16 protein-coding genes and 1 pseudogene are annotated in these 16,601 nt (G+C 63.9%); 16 read left to right on the plus strand and 1 reads right to left on the minus strand.

Annotation, left to right across the window (positions count from 1 at the left end):
- From F1609_RS13945 to rlmD, 6 genes and pseudogenes are all read left to right on the plus strand, one after another.
- A pseudogene (locus F1609_RS13945) lies at positions 1-406 on the plus strand (tetratricopeptide repeat protein); the annotation flags it as partial.
- Positions 407-484: 78 nt separating this feature from the next.
- Complete coding sequence (gene surE, locus F1609_RS13950) at positions 485-1,222, plus strand: 5'/3'-nucleotidase SurE (RefSeq protein WP_167077037.1); 738 nt, start codon at positions 485-487, stop codon at positions 1,220-1,222.
- The gene (locus F1609_RS13955; RefSeq protein ID WP_167077038.1) at positions 1,219-2,115 is read left to right on the plus strand and encodes a protein-L-isoaspartate(D-aspartate) O-methyltransferase; all 897 of its coding nucleotides are present in this window, start codon (positions 1,219-1,221) and stop codon (positions 2,113-2,115) included. Before surE ends, F1609_RS13955 begins: the two co-directional genes overlap by 4 nt.
- A gap of 84 nt (positions 2,116-2,199) precedes the next feature.
- Positions 2,200-3,150 (plus strand): peptidoglycan DD-metalloendopeptidase family protein, encoded by a 951-nt coding sequence (locus F1609_RS13960; protein ID WP_167077039.1) that lies wholly within the window; start codon positions 2,200-2,202, stop codon positions 3,148-3,150.
- Positions 3,151-3,190: 40 nt separating this feature from the next.
- A complete protein-coding gene (rpoS, locus tag F1609_RS13965) occupies positions 3,191-4,228 on the plus strand; it encodes an RNA polymerase sigma factor RpoS (RefSeq protein WP_167077040.1) in 1,038 nt (345 codons plus the stop codon).
- A 75-nt stretch (positions 4,229-4,303) separates the two neighbouring features.
- On the plus strand, positions 4,304-5,644 hold the full coding sequence (rlmD, locus tag F1609_RS13970; protein WP_167077041.1) for a 23S rRNA (uracil(1939)-C(5))-methyltransferase RlmD: 1,341 nt from the start codon (positions 4,304-4,306) through the stop codon (positions 5,642-5,644).
- Positions 5,645-5,720: 76 nt separating this feature from the next.
- Here the strand turns inward: rlmD and F1609_RS13975 are convergent, their stop codons facing one another.
- On the minus strand, positions 5,721-6,401 hold the full coding sequence (locus F1609_RS13975; RefSeq protein WP_167077042.1) for a Bax inhibitor-1/YccA family protein: 681 nt from the start codon (positions 6,399-6,401) through the stop codon (positions 5,721-5,723).
- 223 nt (positions 6,402-6,624) lie between these two features.
- Here F1609_RS13975 and ndk point away from each other — a divergent pair, with 223 nt between their 5' ends.
- The 10 genes from ndk (at position 6,625) to hfq (ending at position 16,571) form a co-directional block, all read left to right on the plus strand.
- Positions 6,625-7,050 carry a nucleoside-diphosphate kinase gene (ndk, locus tag F1609_RS13980; RefSeq protein WP_166881127.1) on the plus strand — a complete coding sequence of 142 codons (426 nt, stop codon included), beginning with the start codon at positions 6,625-6,627 and terminating at the stop codon, positions 7,048-7,050.
- A 113-nt stretch (positions 7,051-7,163) separates the two neighbouring features.
- Positions 7,164-8,333: a dual-specificity RNA methyltransferase RlmN gene (gene rlmN / locus F1609_RS13985; protein ID WP_167077043.1), complete on the plus strand. Its 1,170-nt coding sequence runs from the start codon at positions 7,164-7,166 to the stop codon at positions 8,331-8,333.
- A complete protein-coding gene (gene pilW / locus F1609_RS13990) occupies positions 8,330-9,184 on the plus strand; it encodes a type IV pilus biogenesis/stability protein PilW (RefSeq protein WP_229421885.1) in 855 nt (284 codons plus the stop codon). The genes rlmN and pilW overlap by 4 nt, the downstream gene beginning before the upstream one ends.
- Before the next feature lie 13 nt (positions 9,185-9,197).
- Positions 9,198-10,175 carry a helix-turn-helix domain-containing protein gene (locus F1609_RS13995; protein ID WP_167077044.1) on the plus strand — a complete coding sequence of 326 codons (978 nt, stop codon included), beginning with the start codon at positions 9,198-9,200 and terminating at the stop codon, positions 10,173-10,175.
- Between the two features lie 33 nt (positions 10,176-10,208).
- A complete protein-coding gene (gene ispG / locus F1609_RS14000; RefSeq protein ID WP_167077045.1) occupies positions 10,209-11,474 on the plus strand; it encodes a flavodoxin-dependent (E)-4-hydroxy-3-methylbut-2-enyl-diphosphate synthase in 1,266 nt (421 codons plus the stop codon).
- Positions 11,467-12,822: a histidine--tRNA ligase gene (gene hisS / locus F1609_RS14005; RefSeq protein ID WP_167077046.1), complete on the plus strand. Its 1,356-nt coding sequence runs from the start codon at positions 11,467-11,469 to the stop codon at positions 12,820-12,822. The genes ispG and hisS overlap by 8 nt, the downstream gene beginning before the upstream one ends.
- Positions 12,823-12,877: 55 nt before the next feature.
- Complete coding sequence (locus F1609_RS14010; protein ID WP_167077047.1) at positions 12,878-13,531, plus strand: YfgM family protein; 654 nt, start codon at positions 12,878-12,880, stop codon at positions 13,529-13,531.
- Between the two features lie 32 nt (positions 13,532-13,563).
- Positions 13,564-14,718 (plus strand): outer membrane protein assembly factor BamB, encoded by a 1,155-nt coding sequence (gene bamB / locus F1609_RS14015; protein WP_167077267.1) that lies wholly within the window; start codon positions 13,564-13,566, stop codon positions 14,716-14,718.
- Positions 14,719-14,725: 7 nt separating this feature from the next.
- Entirely contained in the window at positions 14,726-16,069 is a 1,344-nt protein-coding gene (gene der, locus F1609_RS14020; protein ID WP_167077048.1) for a ribosome biogenesis GTPase Der, read from the plus strand.
- Positions 16,070-16,334: 265 nt separating this feature from the next.
- Complete coding sequence (hfq, locus tag F1609_RS14025; RefSeq protein WP_026354376.1) at positions 16,335-16,571, plus strand: RNA chaperone Hfq; 237 nt, start codon at positions 16,335-16,337, stop codon at positions 16,569-16,571.
- Positions 16,572-16,601 lie beyond the last annotated feature (30 nt).

A 16,601-nucleotide genomic window follows, 5' to 3' on the forward strand; every position in this document is an offset into this window, starting at 1 on the left:
ACCTGGCCGATGCGGAACCGGCACCGGCCCCGGGCGCGCCGCTGCGCCCCCCGGGGTGCCCGGCGCGTCGCGCCTCGACGCCGGCGCGCGTCCGACCAGCATCCTCGACGCCCCGCCCGACAGCGGCGGCGCCGACACCCTCAGCCACAAACTGGCGCAGTTGCAGGAACTGATCGACAATTGCAGCGAGCGCGAGGCGCGCGCGCTGGCCGACAGCCTGCGTAAGCCGGTGCTGCGCCGTAACGTGCCGCCGCCGCTGCGCAAGCGCGGCATGGCCCTGATCCGCCAGGTCTATTTGCGCCACAACGACAAGGATGCCTTGCTGGCCTTCGCCCAGGATGAAGTCTCGTTCTTGCAGGAAGCGCTCAACGATGCCGTCAGCGGGCGCCCGGTCAGCACCCAGTAGCCGCGTGGCGCGCACACTGTGCATAAAATGTTGGTGCGGGGCCAGCGTGAGGCTCATTGCTTCAGGTAAAATCTGGGGATGAGAATTCTTATCAGCAATGACGACGGCTATCTCGCCCCCGGCATCCAGGCGTTGGCCGACGCGCTCGCCTCCGTTGCCGAGATCGTGGTGGTGGCGCCCGACAGCAACCGTTCCGGCGCCTCCAATTCGCTCTCGCTGGACCGGCCGCTGTCGGTGCAGAAGGCGGCCAACGGCTTTTACTTCGTCAACGGCACCCCGACCGACTGCGTGCACGTGGCCCTGACCGGCATGCTCGACTACCGGCCCGACCTGGTCGTCTCGGGCATCAACAATGGCCAGAACATGGGCGACGACACCTTGTATTCGGGCACGGTGGCGGCCGCGACCGAAGGGTATCTGTTCGGCATTCCGGCGATCGCCTTTTCGCAGGTGATGCACGGCTGGCAGCACATCGATGCCGCGGCCCGGCTGGCGCGCGACATCGTGCTGCGCCGCTTCGACGAGTTGCCCACGCCCTACCTGCTCAACGTCAACATTCCAAATTTGCCGTACGAAGCGCTGCGCACGGTGCGCGCTACGCGCCTGGGCAAACGGCACCAGGCCGAGCCGGTGATCCGCGCACTCGACCCGCGCGGGCGCGAGATTTTCTGGATCGGCCCGCCGGGCGCCACGCGCGACGCCGGCGAGGGCACCGATTTCCACGCCACCGCGCTGGGCGAAGTCTCGGTCACCCCGCTGCAGGTCGACCTGACCCACCGCGACCAGCTGGCGCTGCTTCAGCGCGGATTCGCATGAGCGACAAGAACGACAAACGCAGCACGTTTCCGCTGCCGCTGTCGTCGGTGACCGGGGACAAGCGCGCCGCTCCGGCGTTTTCTCCTGTCAAGGTCGCCACCCCGCAAACCGCCACCCGGAATGCCGCCGGCAGCGGCATCCAGGGCGGGCAGGGCGGCGGCCAGAATTACGTGCCGCGCGTGACGGTTGCCCCGGCCCGTCCCGGCGACGCCTACCAGCGCGCCCAGCCGCTGCCGGTGATCGCGCCGCGCCCCGACACCGGCGTGTCGGACGCGATCCGGCGCGCCATGGTGGGACGGGTGGCCAAGCAGGGCGTGCAGGACGGGGTGGTGCTCAAGGCCATGGAAAGCGTGCAGCGCCACCGCTTCATCGAGCCGGCCCTGTCGGCCCAGGCGTATGTCGACGCCTCCCTGCCGATCGGCCACAACCAGACCATTTCGCGCCCCTACATCGTGGCGCGCATGCTTGAAGTGCTGCGCAACGGCAGCCCTTTGACCCGCGTGCTGGAAATCGGCACCGGCTGCGGCTACCAGGCCGCGGTGCTCTCGCACATCGCCAAGGATGTGTTTTCGGTCGAACGGATTCGTCAGTTGCACGAGCTGGCCAAGACCAATCTGCGCCACCTGCGCATCGTGAATCTGCGCTTGCACTACGGAGATGGTATGCTAGGCTTGCCCCAGGCCGCCCCATTCGACGGTATCATCCTGGCTGCGGCCGGTCTGGAGGTGCCACAGGCACTGCTGGAGCAGCTCAGCGTGGGTGGCCGCCTGGTCGCCCCGGTGGGCGCGCAGGTCCAGCACTTGCAGCTGATCACCCGCACCGGCAAGGCCGAATGGATGAGCGAGACCCTGGAAGGCTGCCACTTCGTGCCGCTGCGCCCGGGCACCGTTTAGCGTTCGCCTGCGTTCGGCTGGTTCGCCCGCCTGCGCCACCGGCGCGCGCCTCCGCTTACAGAATACGACACACATAACATGAGAATGAACTACACAAGCCATCTTCCCCTGCTGCTCCTGACCCTGGGCCTGCTCAGCGCCTGTAACACCGCTCCCCGCCGCCCCGTACCCGTGATCGACCGCCTGCCGGCCGCCGACAACCGCGTCCCGCGCGCCGCCGACGACCACAAGGATGAGCGCGGCATGTACACCGTGCGCAAGGGCGATACCCTGATCCGCATCGCGCTCGACCATGGCCAGAACTACCGCGACATCGTCGAATGGAACAAACTGTCGAACCCGAACGACATCAAGGTCGACCAGGTGCTGCGCGTGCTGCCTCCCGATAGCAAGAGCGACAGCGGCGGCAACGGCGTGACCATCAGCAAGATCGACATGCCGCCGTCGTCCGAGACCAAAGCGCCGCCGGTGCCGGTGGTGGCCAAAAAGACCACCCCGCGCGCCGACAAGCGCCCGTACAGCGACAGCGCGCTGGCCGAGTTGCAAAAAAGCGAGGGCGGCGTGCCGCTCAAGGCCGATCTGAAGCCGGCCGAGAAACCGGAACCGGCCACGCCGGCAGTGGCGGTGGTCACGCCGCCGCCGCCACGGGCCGCCGCCGGCGACGACGAACAACTGAGCTGGATCTGGCCATCCGAGGGCAAGATCGTCGCCACCTTCGATGAAGGCAAGAACAAGGGCATCGATATCGCCGGCAAGGCAGGCCAGCAAGTGATGGCGGCCGGTGCCGGAAAAGTCATGTACGCCGGCAGCGGCATCCGCGGTTATGGTAATCTGGTGATCGTGAAGCACAGCAACAGCCTGCTGTCCGCCTACGCCCACAACCGCTCCATCGTGGTCAAGGAAGGGCAGAGCGTCCACAAAGGCCAGCTGATTGCCGAAATGGGCGATTCGGATGCCGATTCGGTCAAGCTGCACTTCGAGATCCGCCAGCAGGGCAAGCCGGTCGATCCTTCGCGTTTCCTGCCTAACCGCTGAGAAGTTACCGCCGGATGACAACCGGCCCCGTGGATCTTTCATGACGCATTCGAGCTACCAGCAAGGCGACGATCCGGGTCCGGATGACTTTCCGGACGACCCGGACGAGGCCGCGATCGATCCCGCGCTGGACGCCGATATTGACGTCGAGGCCGATGCCGCCCCCGGCGCCGACAGCGCGCCGGTGGCCCCGGCCCTGCTCGACAGCGTCGATGAACTCAAAAAAGTGCTGGCGGCCGAACTCTCGACCGATACCACCCAGCACTACCTGAACCAGATCGGCACGCGCGCGCTGCTGACGGCCGCCCAGGAAGTCCATTTCGCCACCCTGGCCAAGGCTGGCGACTTTCCTGCGCGCCAGACCATGATCGAGCACAACCTGCGGCTGGTGGTGTCAATCGCCAAGCATTACATCAACCGCGGCGTGGTGCTGCTCGACATGATCGAGGAAGGCAACATCGGCCTGATGCGCGCCATCGACAAGTTCGAGCCCGAGCGCGGTTTCCGCTTTTCGACCTACGCCACCTGGTGGATCCGCCAGAGCATCGAGCGCGCCATCATGAACCAGGCGCGCACGGTGCGCCTGCCGGTCCACATGGTGCGCGAGCTGAACCAGATCCTGCGCGCCAAGTACCACCTCGAAGCCCAGCACCACGACGGCAAGGACGCGACCGCCGAAGACATCGCCCACCTGGTCGGGCGCCCGGTCGAGGAAGTGCAGGATATTCTGGCCCTGTCCGAGCACGCCACCTCGCTCGACGCCCCGCTCGACAACGATCCCCAGTCGAGCCTGATGGACATGCTGCCGGGCGATTCCGACGACAGCCCCGACGCCAGGGCCGAGCACCACGAAATGACGGTGCTGGTGCGCGACTGGCTCACCCGCCTGCCCGACAAGCAGCGCATCGTGATCATGCGCCGGTTCGGGCTCGACAACGACGATCCGGCCACCCTTGAAACCCTGGCCGAGGAAATGGGCGTCACGCGCGAGCGGGTGCGCCAGATCCAGCAGGAAGCGCTGGTCAAACTGAAACGGGCGATGGCCGCCCGTGGCGTGGTGCGCGATTCCTTGCTATGATGCGCGCGGGCTGATCCGCGCCTCCTCTTCCCCATCCACCCTCTTTCCGCACACGCCTTGCGCGTGTTTTTCGCCATGCAAGACACCATTCTCGACATCAAATCCCTGGACATGGACGCCCGCGGCGTCGGCCACCTCGCCAACGAGGACGGCTCGCCGGGCAAGGTCATCTTCGTCGAGGGCGCCTTGCCGGGCGAAAAAGTCAGCTTCGTCACCTTCAAGAAGAAAAAGAACTGGGAGGCGGCGCGCATGACCGTGCTGCACAAGGCTTCCTCGATGCGCGTCACGCCCAAGTGCCCGCATTTCGACAACTGCGGCGGCTGCTCGATGCAGCATTTGGAGCCGTCGGCCCAGGTGGCGATGAAGCAGCGCGTGCTGGAAGACAACCTGTGGCACATCGGCAAGGTCAAGCCGGGCAATGTGATGCGCCCGATGTACGGCCCGACCTGGGGCTACCGCTACCGCGCGCGCCTGTCGGTGCGCCATGTTGTCAAAAAAGATACGGTGCTGGTCGGCTTCCACGAAAAGCGCTCGGCTTTTGTCGCCGACATGAGCGACTGTAAGATCCTGCCGCCGCACGTGGCCGCCATGCTGCTGCCGCTGCGCGCGCTGGTGGGCGCCTTGTCGATCTTCGACCAGATGCCGCAAATCGAAATCGCGGTCGGCGAGGAAACCACGGCGATGGTCTTGCGCATCATGGCGCCTTTGAGCGGCGCCGATGAAACCTTGCTCAAAAGTTTCGCCGACCAGTGGAACATCCAGTGGTGGCTGCAAACCAAAGGCCCGGAAACGGCCGCGCCGTTCTATCCGCTGGACAAGGAACTGTATTACACCCTGCCCGAATTCGGCGTGAAGATGCCGTTCAAGCCGGTCGATTTTACCCAGGTGAACCACCACATCAACCGCGTGCTGGTCGGCAAGGCGCTCAATCTGCTCGACGTGCAGCCGCAAGACCGCGTGGCCGACCTGTTCTGCGGTCTGGGTAACTTTACCCTGCCGCTGGCCACGCAGGCGCGCGAAGTGGTCGGCATCGAAGGCAGCACCACCCTGACTGAGCGGGCGCTGTCGAATGCGCGCGCCAACGGGCTGTCGGAGAAAACCAGCTTTTCGACGCGCAACCTGTTCGAGGTGACGGCCGAAGACCTGGTCGCGCTCGGCAAGTTCGACCGCATGCTGATCGACCCGCCGCGCGATGGCGCCATGGCGCTGGTGCAAGCCCTGGCGGCGCTGCGCATCAGCCATCCGCAGATGCTGCCCAAGCGCATCGTGTACGTTTCGTGCAGCCCGTCGACCCTGGCGCGCGACGCCGGCATCCTGACCCACGAGGCCGGCTACGAACTGAGCAAGGCCGGCGTGGTCAATATGTTCCCGCACACCTCGCACGTGGAATCGATGGCGGTGTTCAACCTGGTGTGAGCCTGGAAGGCGCGCCTGGCGCGGACGTAAAAAAACCGGCCCGCAGGCCGGTTTTTTATTGCTGAAGGGCTAACGCTTATTCGCGTTCGCCGCCCAGTCCCAGCAGCGAGAGCACGTACTGGAAAATCATGTAGACGTTCAGGTACAGGCTCAGGGTGGCACTGATGTAGTTGGTCTCGCCGCCGTTGACGATGCGCTGCACGTCATACAGGATGTAGGCCGAGAAGATTGCGATACCGATCACCGAGATGGCCAGCCACAGGGCGGGCATCTGCAGGAAGTAGTTGGCCAGGGTGGCGAGGATCAGCACGATCACGCCGGCGAACAGCCACTTGCCCATCATCGAGAAATCGCGCTTGCTCACGGTGGCGATACTGGCCAGGACGGCAAATACGCTGGCCGTGCCGCCGAACGCCATCATGATCAGGGTGCCGCCGTTGGAAAAGCCCAGGGTGCGCGTCAGCAGCGGCGTGAGCCAGATACCCATGAAGAAGGTAAAGCCGAGCAGCACGACGACGCCCATGGCGGTCTGCTTGGTTTTTTCGATGCCCCAGATGAAGCCGTAGGACATTGCCAGGAACAGCACGAAACCGAGGATGCCGCGTGGTACGGGCAGATGGAACATCACACCGATGGCCGCGCCCAGCACGGTCGGGATCATCGACAGCGCCAGCAGCCAGTAAGTGTTGCGCAGTACGCGATGACGTACCGCCTGGCTGGAACCCGCCAGATCGTAGTCTTGCAAGCTAATTGACATAGTGCCTCCGATTGATAAAAAAGTAACGCTCGCTAAAAGAATAGCACAGCGCGGGAAAAACGCGCAAAATCGCGCATGCGCGTATTTTTACAAGCGCCACTCTAACACTTCTGCGGACGGCCGTGCAATATCCCTCAAAAAGGGGTGTTGTATGGTAAAATCGAAGGTTGATTGGGTCCCGTTACCCAACATTAAACCTTTCTTTTTATTGGAGTTTTTACACATGGCAATCGAACGCACCCTGTCGATCATCAAACCTGACGCAGTTGCAAAAAACGTCATCGGGCAAATCTACAGCCGCTTTGAAGGCGCTGGCCTGAAAATCGTCGCAGCCCGCATGATGCACCTGTCGCGCGCTGAAGCAGAAGGCTTCTACGCTGTGCACGCTGCACGTCCATTCTTCAAGGACCTGGTCGAATTCATGATCTCGGGTCCTGTCATGGTGCAAGCGCTCGAAGGCGAAAACGCCATCGCTACCCATCGTGACCTGATGGGCGCGACCGATCCGAAGAAGGCAGAAAAAGGCACCATCCGCGCCGATTTCGCCGATTCGATCGATGCCAACGCCGTGCACGGCTCCGACGCCGCTGAAACCGCTGCTGTGGAAATCGCTTACTACTTCCCAGCACTGAACGTTTATTCGCGTTAATTCGTGTTCATCAGTCACTCGTGACTGCTTGACCTGTATCACACCGCTTGCCCGGTTCGCCGGGCGGGCGGGATGGCTTTCCCTGAATTTGTCCTGACTGATTAAAGAATACTATGACGACTCTCACCAACCTGCTGGACTTCGATCCCGCGCAACTCGTCGCTTACTGCGCCGACTTGGGTGAGAAGCCGTTCCGTGCCAAACAGCTGCAGCGCTGGATCCACCAGTTCGGCGCCAGCGAGTTCGACACCATGACCGACCTGGCCAAGTCGCTGCGCGACAAGCTGGCCACGCGCGCCGAAATCCGCGCGCCCGCCACCATCAGCGACCACACGTCGACTGACGGCACGCGCAAGTGGCTGGTTGACGTGGGCAATGGCAACGCGGTCGAAACCGTGTTCATCCCGGAAGAAAACCGCGGCACCCTGTGCATTTCCACCCAGGCCGGCTGCGCCGTGAACTGCCGTTTCTGCTCGACCGGCAAGCAGGGCTTCAACCGCAACCTCACGGTGGCCGAAATCATCGGCCAGCTGTGGATGGCCGAATTCGAGCTGCGCCGCACCAAAGGCATCGAACCCGGCCCCAAGGGCGAGCGCCAGATCACCAATGTGGTGATGATGGGCATGGGCGAGCCGCTGCTCAATTTCGAGCCGACCGTCACCGCCCTCAAGCTCATGCTCGACGATAACGCCTACGGCCTGTCGCGCCGCCGCGTGACCCTGTCGACCTCGGGCGTGGTGCCGATGATGGACAAGCTGTCGCAGGAAGTGCCGGTGGCGCTGGCGGTCTCGCTGCACGCCTCGAACGACGCCCTGCGCGATGGCCTGATTCCGCTCAACAAAAAGTACCCGCTGCGCGAGCTGATGGCGGCCTGCCGCCGCTACCTGGAGTTTGCTCCGCGCGACTTCATCACCTTCGAATACTGCATGCTCGACGGCGTCAACGACAGCGATGAGCACGCGCGCGAGCTGGTCGCCCTGGTCAACGACCCGCTGGTCGGCGTGTCGTGCAAATTCAACCTGATTCCGTTCAATCCTTTCCCTGAGTCCGGCCTGCTGCGCTCGAAAAATCCGCGCATCAAGGCCTTCGCCCAGGTGCTGATGGATGGCGGGCTGGTCACCACGATTCGGAAAACGCGCGGCGACGATATCGACGCCGCCTGCGGCCAGCTGGCCGGCGAAGTGCAAGACCGTACCCGCGTGCAGGAGCGCATGGAAAAAATGGCTGAATACCAGAAGAAATTCGGCGCCGACTTCGGGCGCATCGTGGAGATTCCTTCTTGAACGCCGCGCTGCACCGGCTGCACAGAACTTTGGCGCTGGCTCTCGCGGCCGGCGTTGTTGCGGCGCTGGGCGCCTGCACCACCACCAGCGTCACCCGCAACGCCTCGGCCGAAGCGGCCGGCCTGCAGGGCAGCACCACGGAACTGAAGACCGCGTCCGACCAGACCACCAAGGACAAGCGCTCCGGCATCCGCATGCAGCTGGCCATCGGCTACTACCAGGAAGGCAACTACGCGGTCGCCCTCGACGAGATCAAGCAGGCCATCGCCATCGATCCCGACATGGCCGACGCCTACAGCGTGCGCGCCCTGATCTACACCAGCATGGGCGAGAACATCCTGGCCGAAGAAAACTACCAGCGCGCGATGCGCCTGGCGCCGCGCAATCCCGAGTTCAACAACAATTACGGCTCCTTCCTGTGCCAGACCGGGCGCTACGAGCCGGGCATCGCCCAGTTCGAGATCGCCCTGAAAAACCCCATGTACCAGTCGCCGGTCAAGGCCCTGGTCAATGCGGGCGGATGCAGCATCAAGCAAAAGAATTACGACGCGGCCGAGCGCTACCTGCTGCAAGCCGTGCGTATCGAGCCCGACCTGGCGCCGGTGCAAGCCGGCCTGGCGCGGGTCTACTACGAGCGGCGCGACTACGTGCGCGCCGGAGTTTATATCAACCGTGTCAAAGCGGTCGCGAAACTGGAGAGCTTGCCCGCCGATGTCCTCTGGCTGGCGATCCGCGTCGAACGCAAACTGGGCGACAAGGCTTCTGAGACAAGCCTGGTGACGCAACTGCGTCGCCGCCACCCCGGTTCGCCCGAGTTCGCAGCCTTCCAGCGCGGTGCATTTGATGAGTGAGACAGGATCGACAATGAGTTCAGAGTGGGCAGAACAAGCAGCCGCGGGCGCGAATGCGAACGCGGCCAACCACGGTTTGCCGGGCAAGACCCTGGCCGCCCAGCGTGAAGCAATGGGATGGTCGGTCGAGCAGGTGGCCGACCAGTTGAAAATGGCCGTGCGCCAGGTCACCGCGCTGGAAGCGGGCGACTACGCCAACCTGCCGGGTCCGGCCGTGGTGCGCGGTTTCGTGCGCGCCTACGCCAAGGTCGTCAAGCTCGACGCGGCCCCGCTGGTGGCCATGATCTCGCTCGAGACGCCCGAGCTGACCGAACCGGGCCGCAGCGTGCGGCGCGACAAGCCGGCCACGTTTTCCGAAGTGCGCTTTCCGACCAACGGCAAACGCTCAAGCCTGCCGCTGGGCCTGATCGGCGCGGCCGTGCTGGTCATCGCCGCCGCCGCCGGCGCCTGGCAGTTCGGCCTGGTGCCGTCCTCGCTGCTGGGCTCGTCCAGTCAGGGGACCCCGGCGGCCGCTGCCGGCTCGCAGGCGAGCGTGACGGTGCTGGCGGCCCCGCTGGTGGGCGACAAGCCCGCCGGCGTTGCCGCGCCGCTCGAAACGACCCTGGTCAAGCCGGATGACCGCAAGCCGGTGATCGCCCCGGCGCCGCCGCTGGTGTCGGTGCTGCCGCCGCCCGGTTCGACGCCGTCGCCAACGGTCGCCACGCCGGTGGCAGGCGCCGCCGCTACGCCGCCCGCCGCCGCCGCTGCGGCAGCCCCCGCCAGCAACCCGCTGGTGATCAACGTGCGCGAAGACTCCTGGGTCGAAGTGCGGCGCGCCAGGGGAGCGCCTTTGCTGTCGCGCCTGGTCAAGGCCGGTACCGTCGAAACGTTCGACATCACCGAGCCGGTCACCCTGGTGGTCGGTAAACCAGGCGGCGTGTCGGCCACCCTGCGCGGCGAAGCGGTCAGTTTGCCGGACAACGGCCGCGCCGCCAAAGTCAAACTCAAGTAAGCGTTAAATACAAGCTAAATTAGGTCTCTGTTCATGTCTTCTTCGAATCTGGCGATTCCATCCGGTCCCCTCGCGCGGCGCTTCAGCCGCCGGGTGCTGGTCGCGCACGGCGAACGCAAAATCTGGGTCGGCGGCGACGCCCCCGTGGTGGTGCAGTCGATGACCAACACCGACACGGCCGACGTGATCGGTACCGCGATCCAGGTCAAGGAGCTGGCGCGCGCCGGCTCCGAGATGGTGCGCATCACGGTCGACAAGCCCGAAGCGGCGGCCGCCGTGCCGCTGATCCGCGAACAGCTCGACCGCATGGAAATCGACGTGCCGCTGGTGGGCGACTTCCATTACAACGGCCACACCCTGCTGCGCGACTTTCCGGAGTGCGCGCGCGCGCTGTCGAAATACCGCATCAATCCCGGCAACGTGGGGCAGGGCGCCAAGCGCGACAGCCAGTTCGCCCAGATGATCGAAGCGGCCGTGATGTACAACAAGCCGGTGCGCATCGGCGTCAACTGGGGCAGCCTGGACCAGTCGCTGCTGGCCCGCATCATGGATGAAAACGCGCTGCGTCCGGAACCGTGGAGCGCGCAGGCGGTCATGTACGAAGCGCTGATCACCTCGGCCATCGAAAACGCCGTGCGCGCCGAAGAAATCGGCCTCGGACGCGACCAGATCATCCTCTCGTGCAAAGTCTCGGGCGTGCAGGACCTGATCGCCGTGTACCGCGAACTGGCGCGCCGCTGCGACTATCCGCTGCACCTGGGCCTGACCGAGGCGGGCATGGGCAGCAAGGGCATTGTCGCCTCGACCGCCGCGCTGTCGGTGCTGCTGCAAGAAGGCATCGGCGACACTATCCGCATTTCGCTCACGCCGGAACCGGGCGGCGACCGCACGCGCGAAGTGGTCGTCGCGCAAGAAATTCTGCAAACCATGGGCCTGCGCAAGTTCGCGCCGATGGTGATCGCCTGCCCGGGCTGCGGGCGCACCACCTCGACCACTTTCCAGGAACTGGCCGACAACATCCAGACCTATCTGCGCGAGCAGATGCCTGAATGGAAAAAGGCCTATCCGGGCGTGGAAGGCATGAACGTGGCCGTGATGGGCTGCATCGTCAACGGTCCGGGCGAATCGAAACACGCCAACATCGGCATCAGCCTGCCGGGCACGGGCGAATCGCCCGCCGCGCCGGTGTTCGTCGATGGCAAGAAAACCGTCACCCTGCGCGGCGACAAGATTGTTGAAGAATTCCAGGCGATTGTCCTGAACTACGTACAAACCACTTATGGCAAGCAATATGTCTGATAATAAAAAAGAAAAAGCTACAAAGATCACCGCCGTCAAGGGCATGAACGATATCCTGCCGGCCGACGCGCCGCTGTGGGAACTGTTCGAAAACACCGTGCACTCGGTCCTGAAAAGCTACGGCTACCTGAAGATCGTCACCCCGATCGTGGAAGACACGGCGCTGTTCAAGCGCGCCATCGGCGCGGTGACCGACATCGTTGAAAAAGAAATGTATTCGTTCAAGGACGCCATGAACGACGACGAACTGACCCTGCGCCCTGAAGGCACGGCCGGCGTGGTGCGCGCGGTCATCGAACACAACCTGGTGTACGACGGCCCGCGCCGCGTCTGGTACTCCGGTCCCATGTTCCGCCACGAGCGTCCGCAGCGCGGCCGCTATCGCCAGTTCTTCCAGGTCGGCGCCGAAGCGGTCGGCTTTGCCGGTCCGGACATCGACGCCGAGCTGATCATGCTGTGCCGCCGCCTGTGGGACGACCTGGGCCTGGAAAACATCCGCCTCGAAATCAACTCGATCGGCGACGCTAGCGAGCGCCAGCGCCACCGCGCCGACCTGATCACGTATTTCGAAGCCAACGCCGAATTGCTCGACGAAGAAGCCAAGCGCCGTCTGCACGCCAATCCGCTGCGCATCCTCGACACCAAGAACCCTGCCATGCAAGACCTGGTGAACAATGCGCCCAAATTGCTCGACTACCTCGAAGGCGAGTCGGTGGTGCACTTCGAAGGCCTCAAGCGCATTCTGGACCATAACAATATCCAGTACACCGTCAACCCGCGCCTGGTGCGCGGCCTCGACTACTACAACCGCAGCGTGTTCGAGTGGGTCACCGACAAGCTCGGCTCGCAAGGCACCGTGTGCGCGGGCGGCCGTTACGATCCGCTCATCGAAAGCTTCGGCGGCAAACCCACCCCGGCGGTCGGTTTCGCGATGGGCATCGAGCGCCTGATCGAGCTGATGAAAGAAGCGGGCGAACCGAACGATCCGTCCGAATGCGATGTCTACATGGTGCACCAGGGCGAACAAGCGCGCATGCAGGCATTCGTGCTGGCCGAGCGCATCCGTGATGCCGGCCTGGATGTTGTGTTACATTGCGCCGCTGCGAGCGGTCCGGGCAGCTTCAAGAGCCAGATGAAAAAAGCCGACGGCAGCGGCGCGGCGTTTGCCGTGATCCTGGGCGAGGACGAAATCGCCAACAGCACGGCGGCGGTCAAGTCGATGCGCGGCGCCGAAGGCGAGCAGCAGGCCAATGTGCCGTTCGACGATGTGGTCGACTATCTGGTCAACCAGATCGTCGGCGCCCACGAGCACGAGCATGACCACGAGCACGTGCATTACCATCACTAAGCAGCAGGCTTGCGCCGTACCCCGATTAACCTGACCTAATACTGTTGAGAAACACATGGCATACGATCTCGAAGAACAAGAACAACTGGCCGCGATGCAGGCCTTCTGGAACAAGTACGGCAACATGCTGATGGTGGTGCTGATCATCGCCGCCGGTTCCTATGCCGGCTACACCTGGATGAAGCGCGCCGAAAAGGTCAACGCGGCTGAAGCATCGGCCCTGTACACGCAGATCCAGAGCGCCGCCGCCGCCAAGGATAACGCCAAGGTGCAGCGCATCGCCGGCGACGTGCGCACCAAGTACGCCAAGAGCGCCTACGCCGCCATGACCTCGCTCACGGCCGCCAAGAGCGCTTTTGATGCCAACGACCTGAAGGGCGCCAAGGCCCATCTGCAATGGGTGGTCGAGAACGGCAACGACGAATACAAGTCGATCGCCAAGCTGCGCCTGGCCGGCGTGCTGCTCGACGAGAAAGCCTACGATGAAGGCCTGAAACTGCTGGCCACGCCATTCCTGCCGCATTTCGCCGGCCCCGTGGCCGACCGCAAGGGCGACATCCTGGTGGCGCAGAACAAGATCGCCGAAGCGCGCAGCGCCTACGAGGCGGCCCTGGCCGCGATGGACGCCAAGCATCCGGGCCGCGCCCTGGTGCAGATCAAGCTCGAAGCCATCGGCGGCACCGTGCCGGAAACTAAAGCGGCCGCCTGAGCGGACCACGTACCCAGAACAAGGTCATGACTATGCGTATTACCAAGAAACTTATCGGTGCGGGTGTGCTGGCCCTGATGGCCGGCTGCTCCACCCTGAGTTCGCTTAATCCTTTCGCTTCCAAATCCAAGGGCAACGTGCCCGCGCCGCTGGTCGAGCTCAAGGGCTCGATGGCTGTGCGCACCGCCTGGAAGCTCGATATCGGCAAGGCCCAGGATTACGTCTTCACCCCGGCGCTGGTGAACCAGTCGCTGGTCGTGGCCGGCGCCGACGGCGCCATTGCGCGGGTCGACGCCGCCAGCGGCAAGCAGCTGTGGCGCATCAAGGCGCCAACGGGCCTGACCGCCGGCGTCGGCACCGACGGCAACCTGCTGGTCTTCGGCGGCGCCAAGGGCGGCGTGCTGGCCTACGATCTCGAAGGCAAACTGCTGTGGACCACGCAAGCGTCGAGCGAAGTGCTGTCGAGCCCGGTAGTGGGCGAGGGCATCGTGGTGGTGCGCTCGGTCGACAACCGCATCGTCGGCCTGGACGCCAAGACCGGCGAGAAAAAATGGACCGTGCAGCGCGTCTCGCCGCCATTGACCTTGCGCAATGCGCCGGGCATGGTGGTGGTCGGCAAAGAAGTCATCGTCGCCCAGCCGGGTGGTAAACTGCTGTCGCTGAACATGGCCACCGGCGCTGCGCGCTGGGAAGTGGCGGTCGGCGAATCGCGCGGCGCCACCGAACTCGAACGGGTGACCGACATCGGCGGCGCCCCGGTCGTGATCGACCAGGAAGTGTGCGCCGTGTCCTACCAGGGCCGCGTGGGCTGCTTCGACATCAACACGGGCGCGGCGCGCTGGACCAAGGAACTCTCGTCCGACGTCGGCGTCTCGGTCGACCAGCGTTTTGTCTTCGCCGTCGACGACAAGGGCGCGGTGTCGGCCTTTAACCGCGAAGGCGGCGTGAGCGCCTGGAAAAACGACAAATTAAGCTATCGCCGCCTGTCCACCCCGGTGTCCTATGGACGCACCGTGGCCGTCGGCGACTATCAAGGTTTCATCCACTTCCTGTCACGGGAAGATGGTTCCTTTCTGGCGCGCGCCGCCACCGACGGGAGCGCCGTTACGTCCGCTCCCCTGGTGGCAGGTTCGAACCTGATCTTTCAAACACAATCTGGGACAGTGACCGCTATCGCGGTCGAATAAAAACACCATGAAGCCGGTAATCGCATTAGTTGGTCGCCCCAACGTCGGGAAATCGACACTCTTCAATCGCCTCACCCGCTCGCGCGACGCGCTCGTGGCCGACCTGCCAGGTCTCACGCGTGATCGTCACTACGGCGAAGGCCGGGTCGGTGAACGCCCCTTCCTTGTCATCGACACGGGCGGCTTCGAGCCGGTCGCCAAGGAAGGCATCATGTTCCAGATGGCCCTGCAGACCAAGCAGGCCGTCGCTGAAGCGGACGTGGTCGTGTTCATCGTCGACGGCCGCCAGGGTCTCACGCCGCACGACAAGACCATCACCGACTTCCTGCGCAAGTCGGGCCGCAAGGTCATGCTGGTCGTCAACAAGGGCGAGGGCATGAAGTACAGCTCCGTCGTGGCCGATTTCTATGAACTCGGCATGGGCGACCCGTACGTCATTTCCGCCGCCCACGGCGACGGCGTGACCGACCTGGTCGAAGAAGCGCTGAACGAAGCCTTCGCCGGCCGTCCGGACGACCAGGAAGAACTGGAACCGGCCGCGCGCGGGATCAAGATCGCCATCGTCGGCCGTCCGAACGTGGGTAAATCCACGCTGGTGAACACCCTGATCGGCGAAGAGCGCGTGATCGCCTTCGACATGCCGGGCACCACGCGCGACTCGATCGAAGTACCGTTCGAACGCGACGGCAAGAACTACACCCTGATCGACACGGCCGGTATCCGCCGCCGCGGCAAGGTGTTCGAAGCGATCGAGAAGTTTTCGGTCGTTAAAACCCTGCAGTCGATTTCGGAAGCCCACGTGGTCATCCTGCTGCTCGACGCCCAGCAAGACATTTCGGAGCAAGACGCGCACATCGCCGGCTTCATCCTCGAGTCGGGCAGGGCGCTGGTGGTGGCCGTGAACAAATGGGACGGCCTGCGCACCGACGAGCGCGACGAAATCAAGATCGACATCGACCGCAAGCTCGATTTCCTCTCGTTCGCCAAGACCCACTTCATTTCGGCCCTCAAGGCGCAGGGCATCGCGCCGATGATGAAGTCGGTCGATTCGGCCTACGCCGCCGCCACCGCCGACCTGTCCACGCCGCGCCTGACGCGCGCGCTGATCGAAGCGGTCGAGAAGCAGGAACCGCGCCGCAAGGGCTCGATCCGTCCTAAAATGCGCTATGCGCACCAGGGCGGGCAGAATCCGCCGATCATCGTCATCCACGGCAACTCGCTCGACGCCATTGGCGAGCCGTACAAGCGCTACCTCGAGAAGCATTTCCGCGACACCTTCAATCTGGTCGGTACGCCGCTGCGGATCGAACTGCGCGTGGGCAAGAACCCGTTCGCACGCACGTCGAAGTAATTGCCTGCGCTACGTGGGCCTCTGAAACCGTAGCGAGCGGCGCCAGCTTGGTCCGAGAAGCGCAGCCGTACTCAAGTACGGTGAGCATCGCAGGGCCAAGCTGGCTCCGCGCAGTAGGTTTAAGAGGTCCACGTACGACAGACAATTGCAAAACAGGTTACAGTACATTAGGGACATCGTTCTCACCACAGAATGATGGTCCCGGCACTTGAAAAAACAGCGAGTCGCCTCCAATTCTTTACTACAACAACATCACGGAGCTGTTATGAGCAACAAAGGGCAACTGTTACAAGACCCATTCCTCAATGCCTTGCGCAAAGAGCATGTTCCCGTCTCGATCTATCTGGTCAACGGGATCAAACTGCAGGGCCATATCGAGTCCTTCGACCAATACGTCGTCCTGCTGCGTAACACGGTGACCCAGATGGTCTACAAGCATGCAATCTCCACCGTTGTGCCGGCACGCGCTGTCAATCTCAATCTTGATTCCGAAGCTGAGTAAGGCCATGGGCGTCGCCACCCCGGGTCGCCT

It is taken from the genome of Massilia aquatica, from assembly GCF_011682045.1.
GTDB classification, from domain to species: Bacteria; Pseudomonadota; Gammaproteobacteria; order Burkholderiales; family Burkholderiaceae_D; genus Telluria_A; species Telluria_A aquatica.

Bases quoted from the DNA above. Each gene is read 5' to 3' on its own strand.
- surE (WP_167077037.1), top strand. From the start codon at position 485: ATGAGAATTCTTATCAGCAATGACGACGGCTATCTCGCCCCCGGCATC.
- F1609_RS13955 (WP_167077038.1), top strand. From the start codon at position 1,219: ATGAGCGACAAGAACGACAAACGCAGCACGTTTCCGCTGCCGCTGTCG.
- F1609_RS13960 (WP_167077039.1), top strand. From the start codon at position 2,200: ATGAACTACACAAGCCATCTTCCCCTGCTGCTCCTGACCCTGGGCCTG.
- rpoS (WP_167077040.1), top strand. From the start codon at position 3,191: ATGACGCATTCGAGCTACCAGCAAGGCGACGATCCGGGTCCGGATGAC.
- rlmD (WP_167077041.1), top strand. From the start codon at position 4,304: ATGCAAGACACCATTCTCGACATCAAATCCCTGGACATGGACGCCCGC.
- F1609_RS13975 (WP_167077042.1), bottom strand. From the start codon at position 6,401: ATGTCAATTAGCTTGCAAGACTACGATCTGGCGGGTTCCAGCCAGGCG.
- ndk (WP_166881127.1), top strand. From the start codon at position 6,625: ATGGCAATCGAACGCACCCTGTCGATCATCAAACCTGACGCAGTTGCA.
- rlmN (WP_167077043.1), top strand. From the start codon at position 7,164: ATGACGACTCTCACCAACCTGCTGGACTTCGATCCCGCGCAACTCGTC.
- F1609_RS13995 (WP_167077044.1), top strand. From the start codon at position 9,198: ATGAGTTCAGAGTGGGCAGAACAAGCAGCCGCGGGCGCGAATGCGAAC.
- ispG (WP_167077045.1), top strand. From the start codon at position 10,209: ATGTCTTCTTCGAATCTGGCGATTCCATCCGGTCCCCTCGCGCGGCGC.
- hisS (WP_167077046.1), top strand. From the start codon at position 11,467: ATGTCTGATAATAAAAAAGAAAAAGCTACAAAGATCACCGCCGTCAAG.
- F1609_RS14010 (WP_167077047.1), top strand. From the start codon at position 12,878: ATGGCATACGATCTCGAAGAACAAGAACAACTGGCCGCGATGCAGGCC.
- bamB (WP_167077267.1), top strand. From the start codon at position 13,564: ATGCGTATTACCAAGAAACTTATCGGTGCGGGTGTGCTGGCCCTGATG.
- der (WP_167077048.1), top strand. From the start codon at position 14,726: ATGAAGCCGGTAATCGCATTAGTTGGTCGCCCCAACGTCGGGAAATCG.
- hfq (WP_026354376.1), top strand. From the start codon at position 16,335: ATGAGCAACAAAGGGCAACTGTTACAAGACCCATTCCTCAATGCCTTG.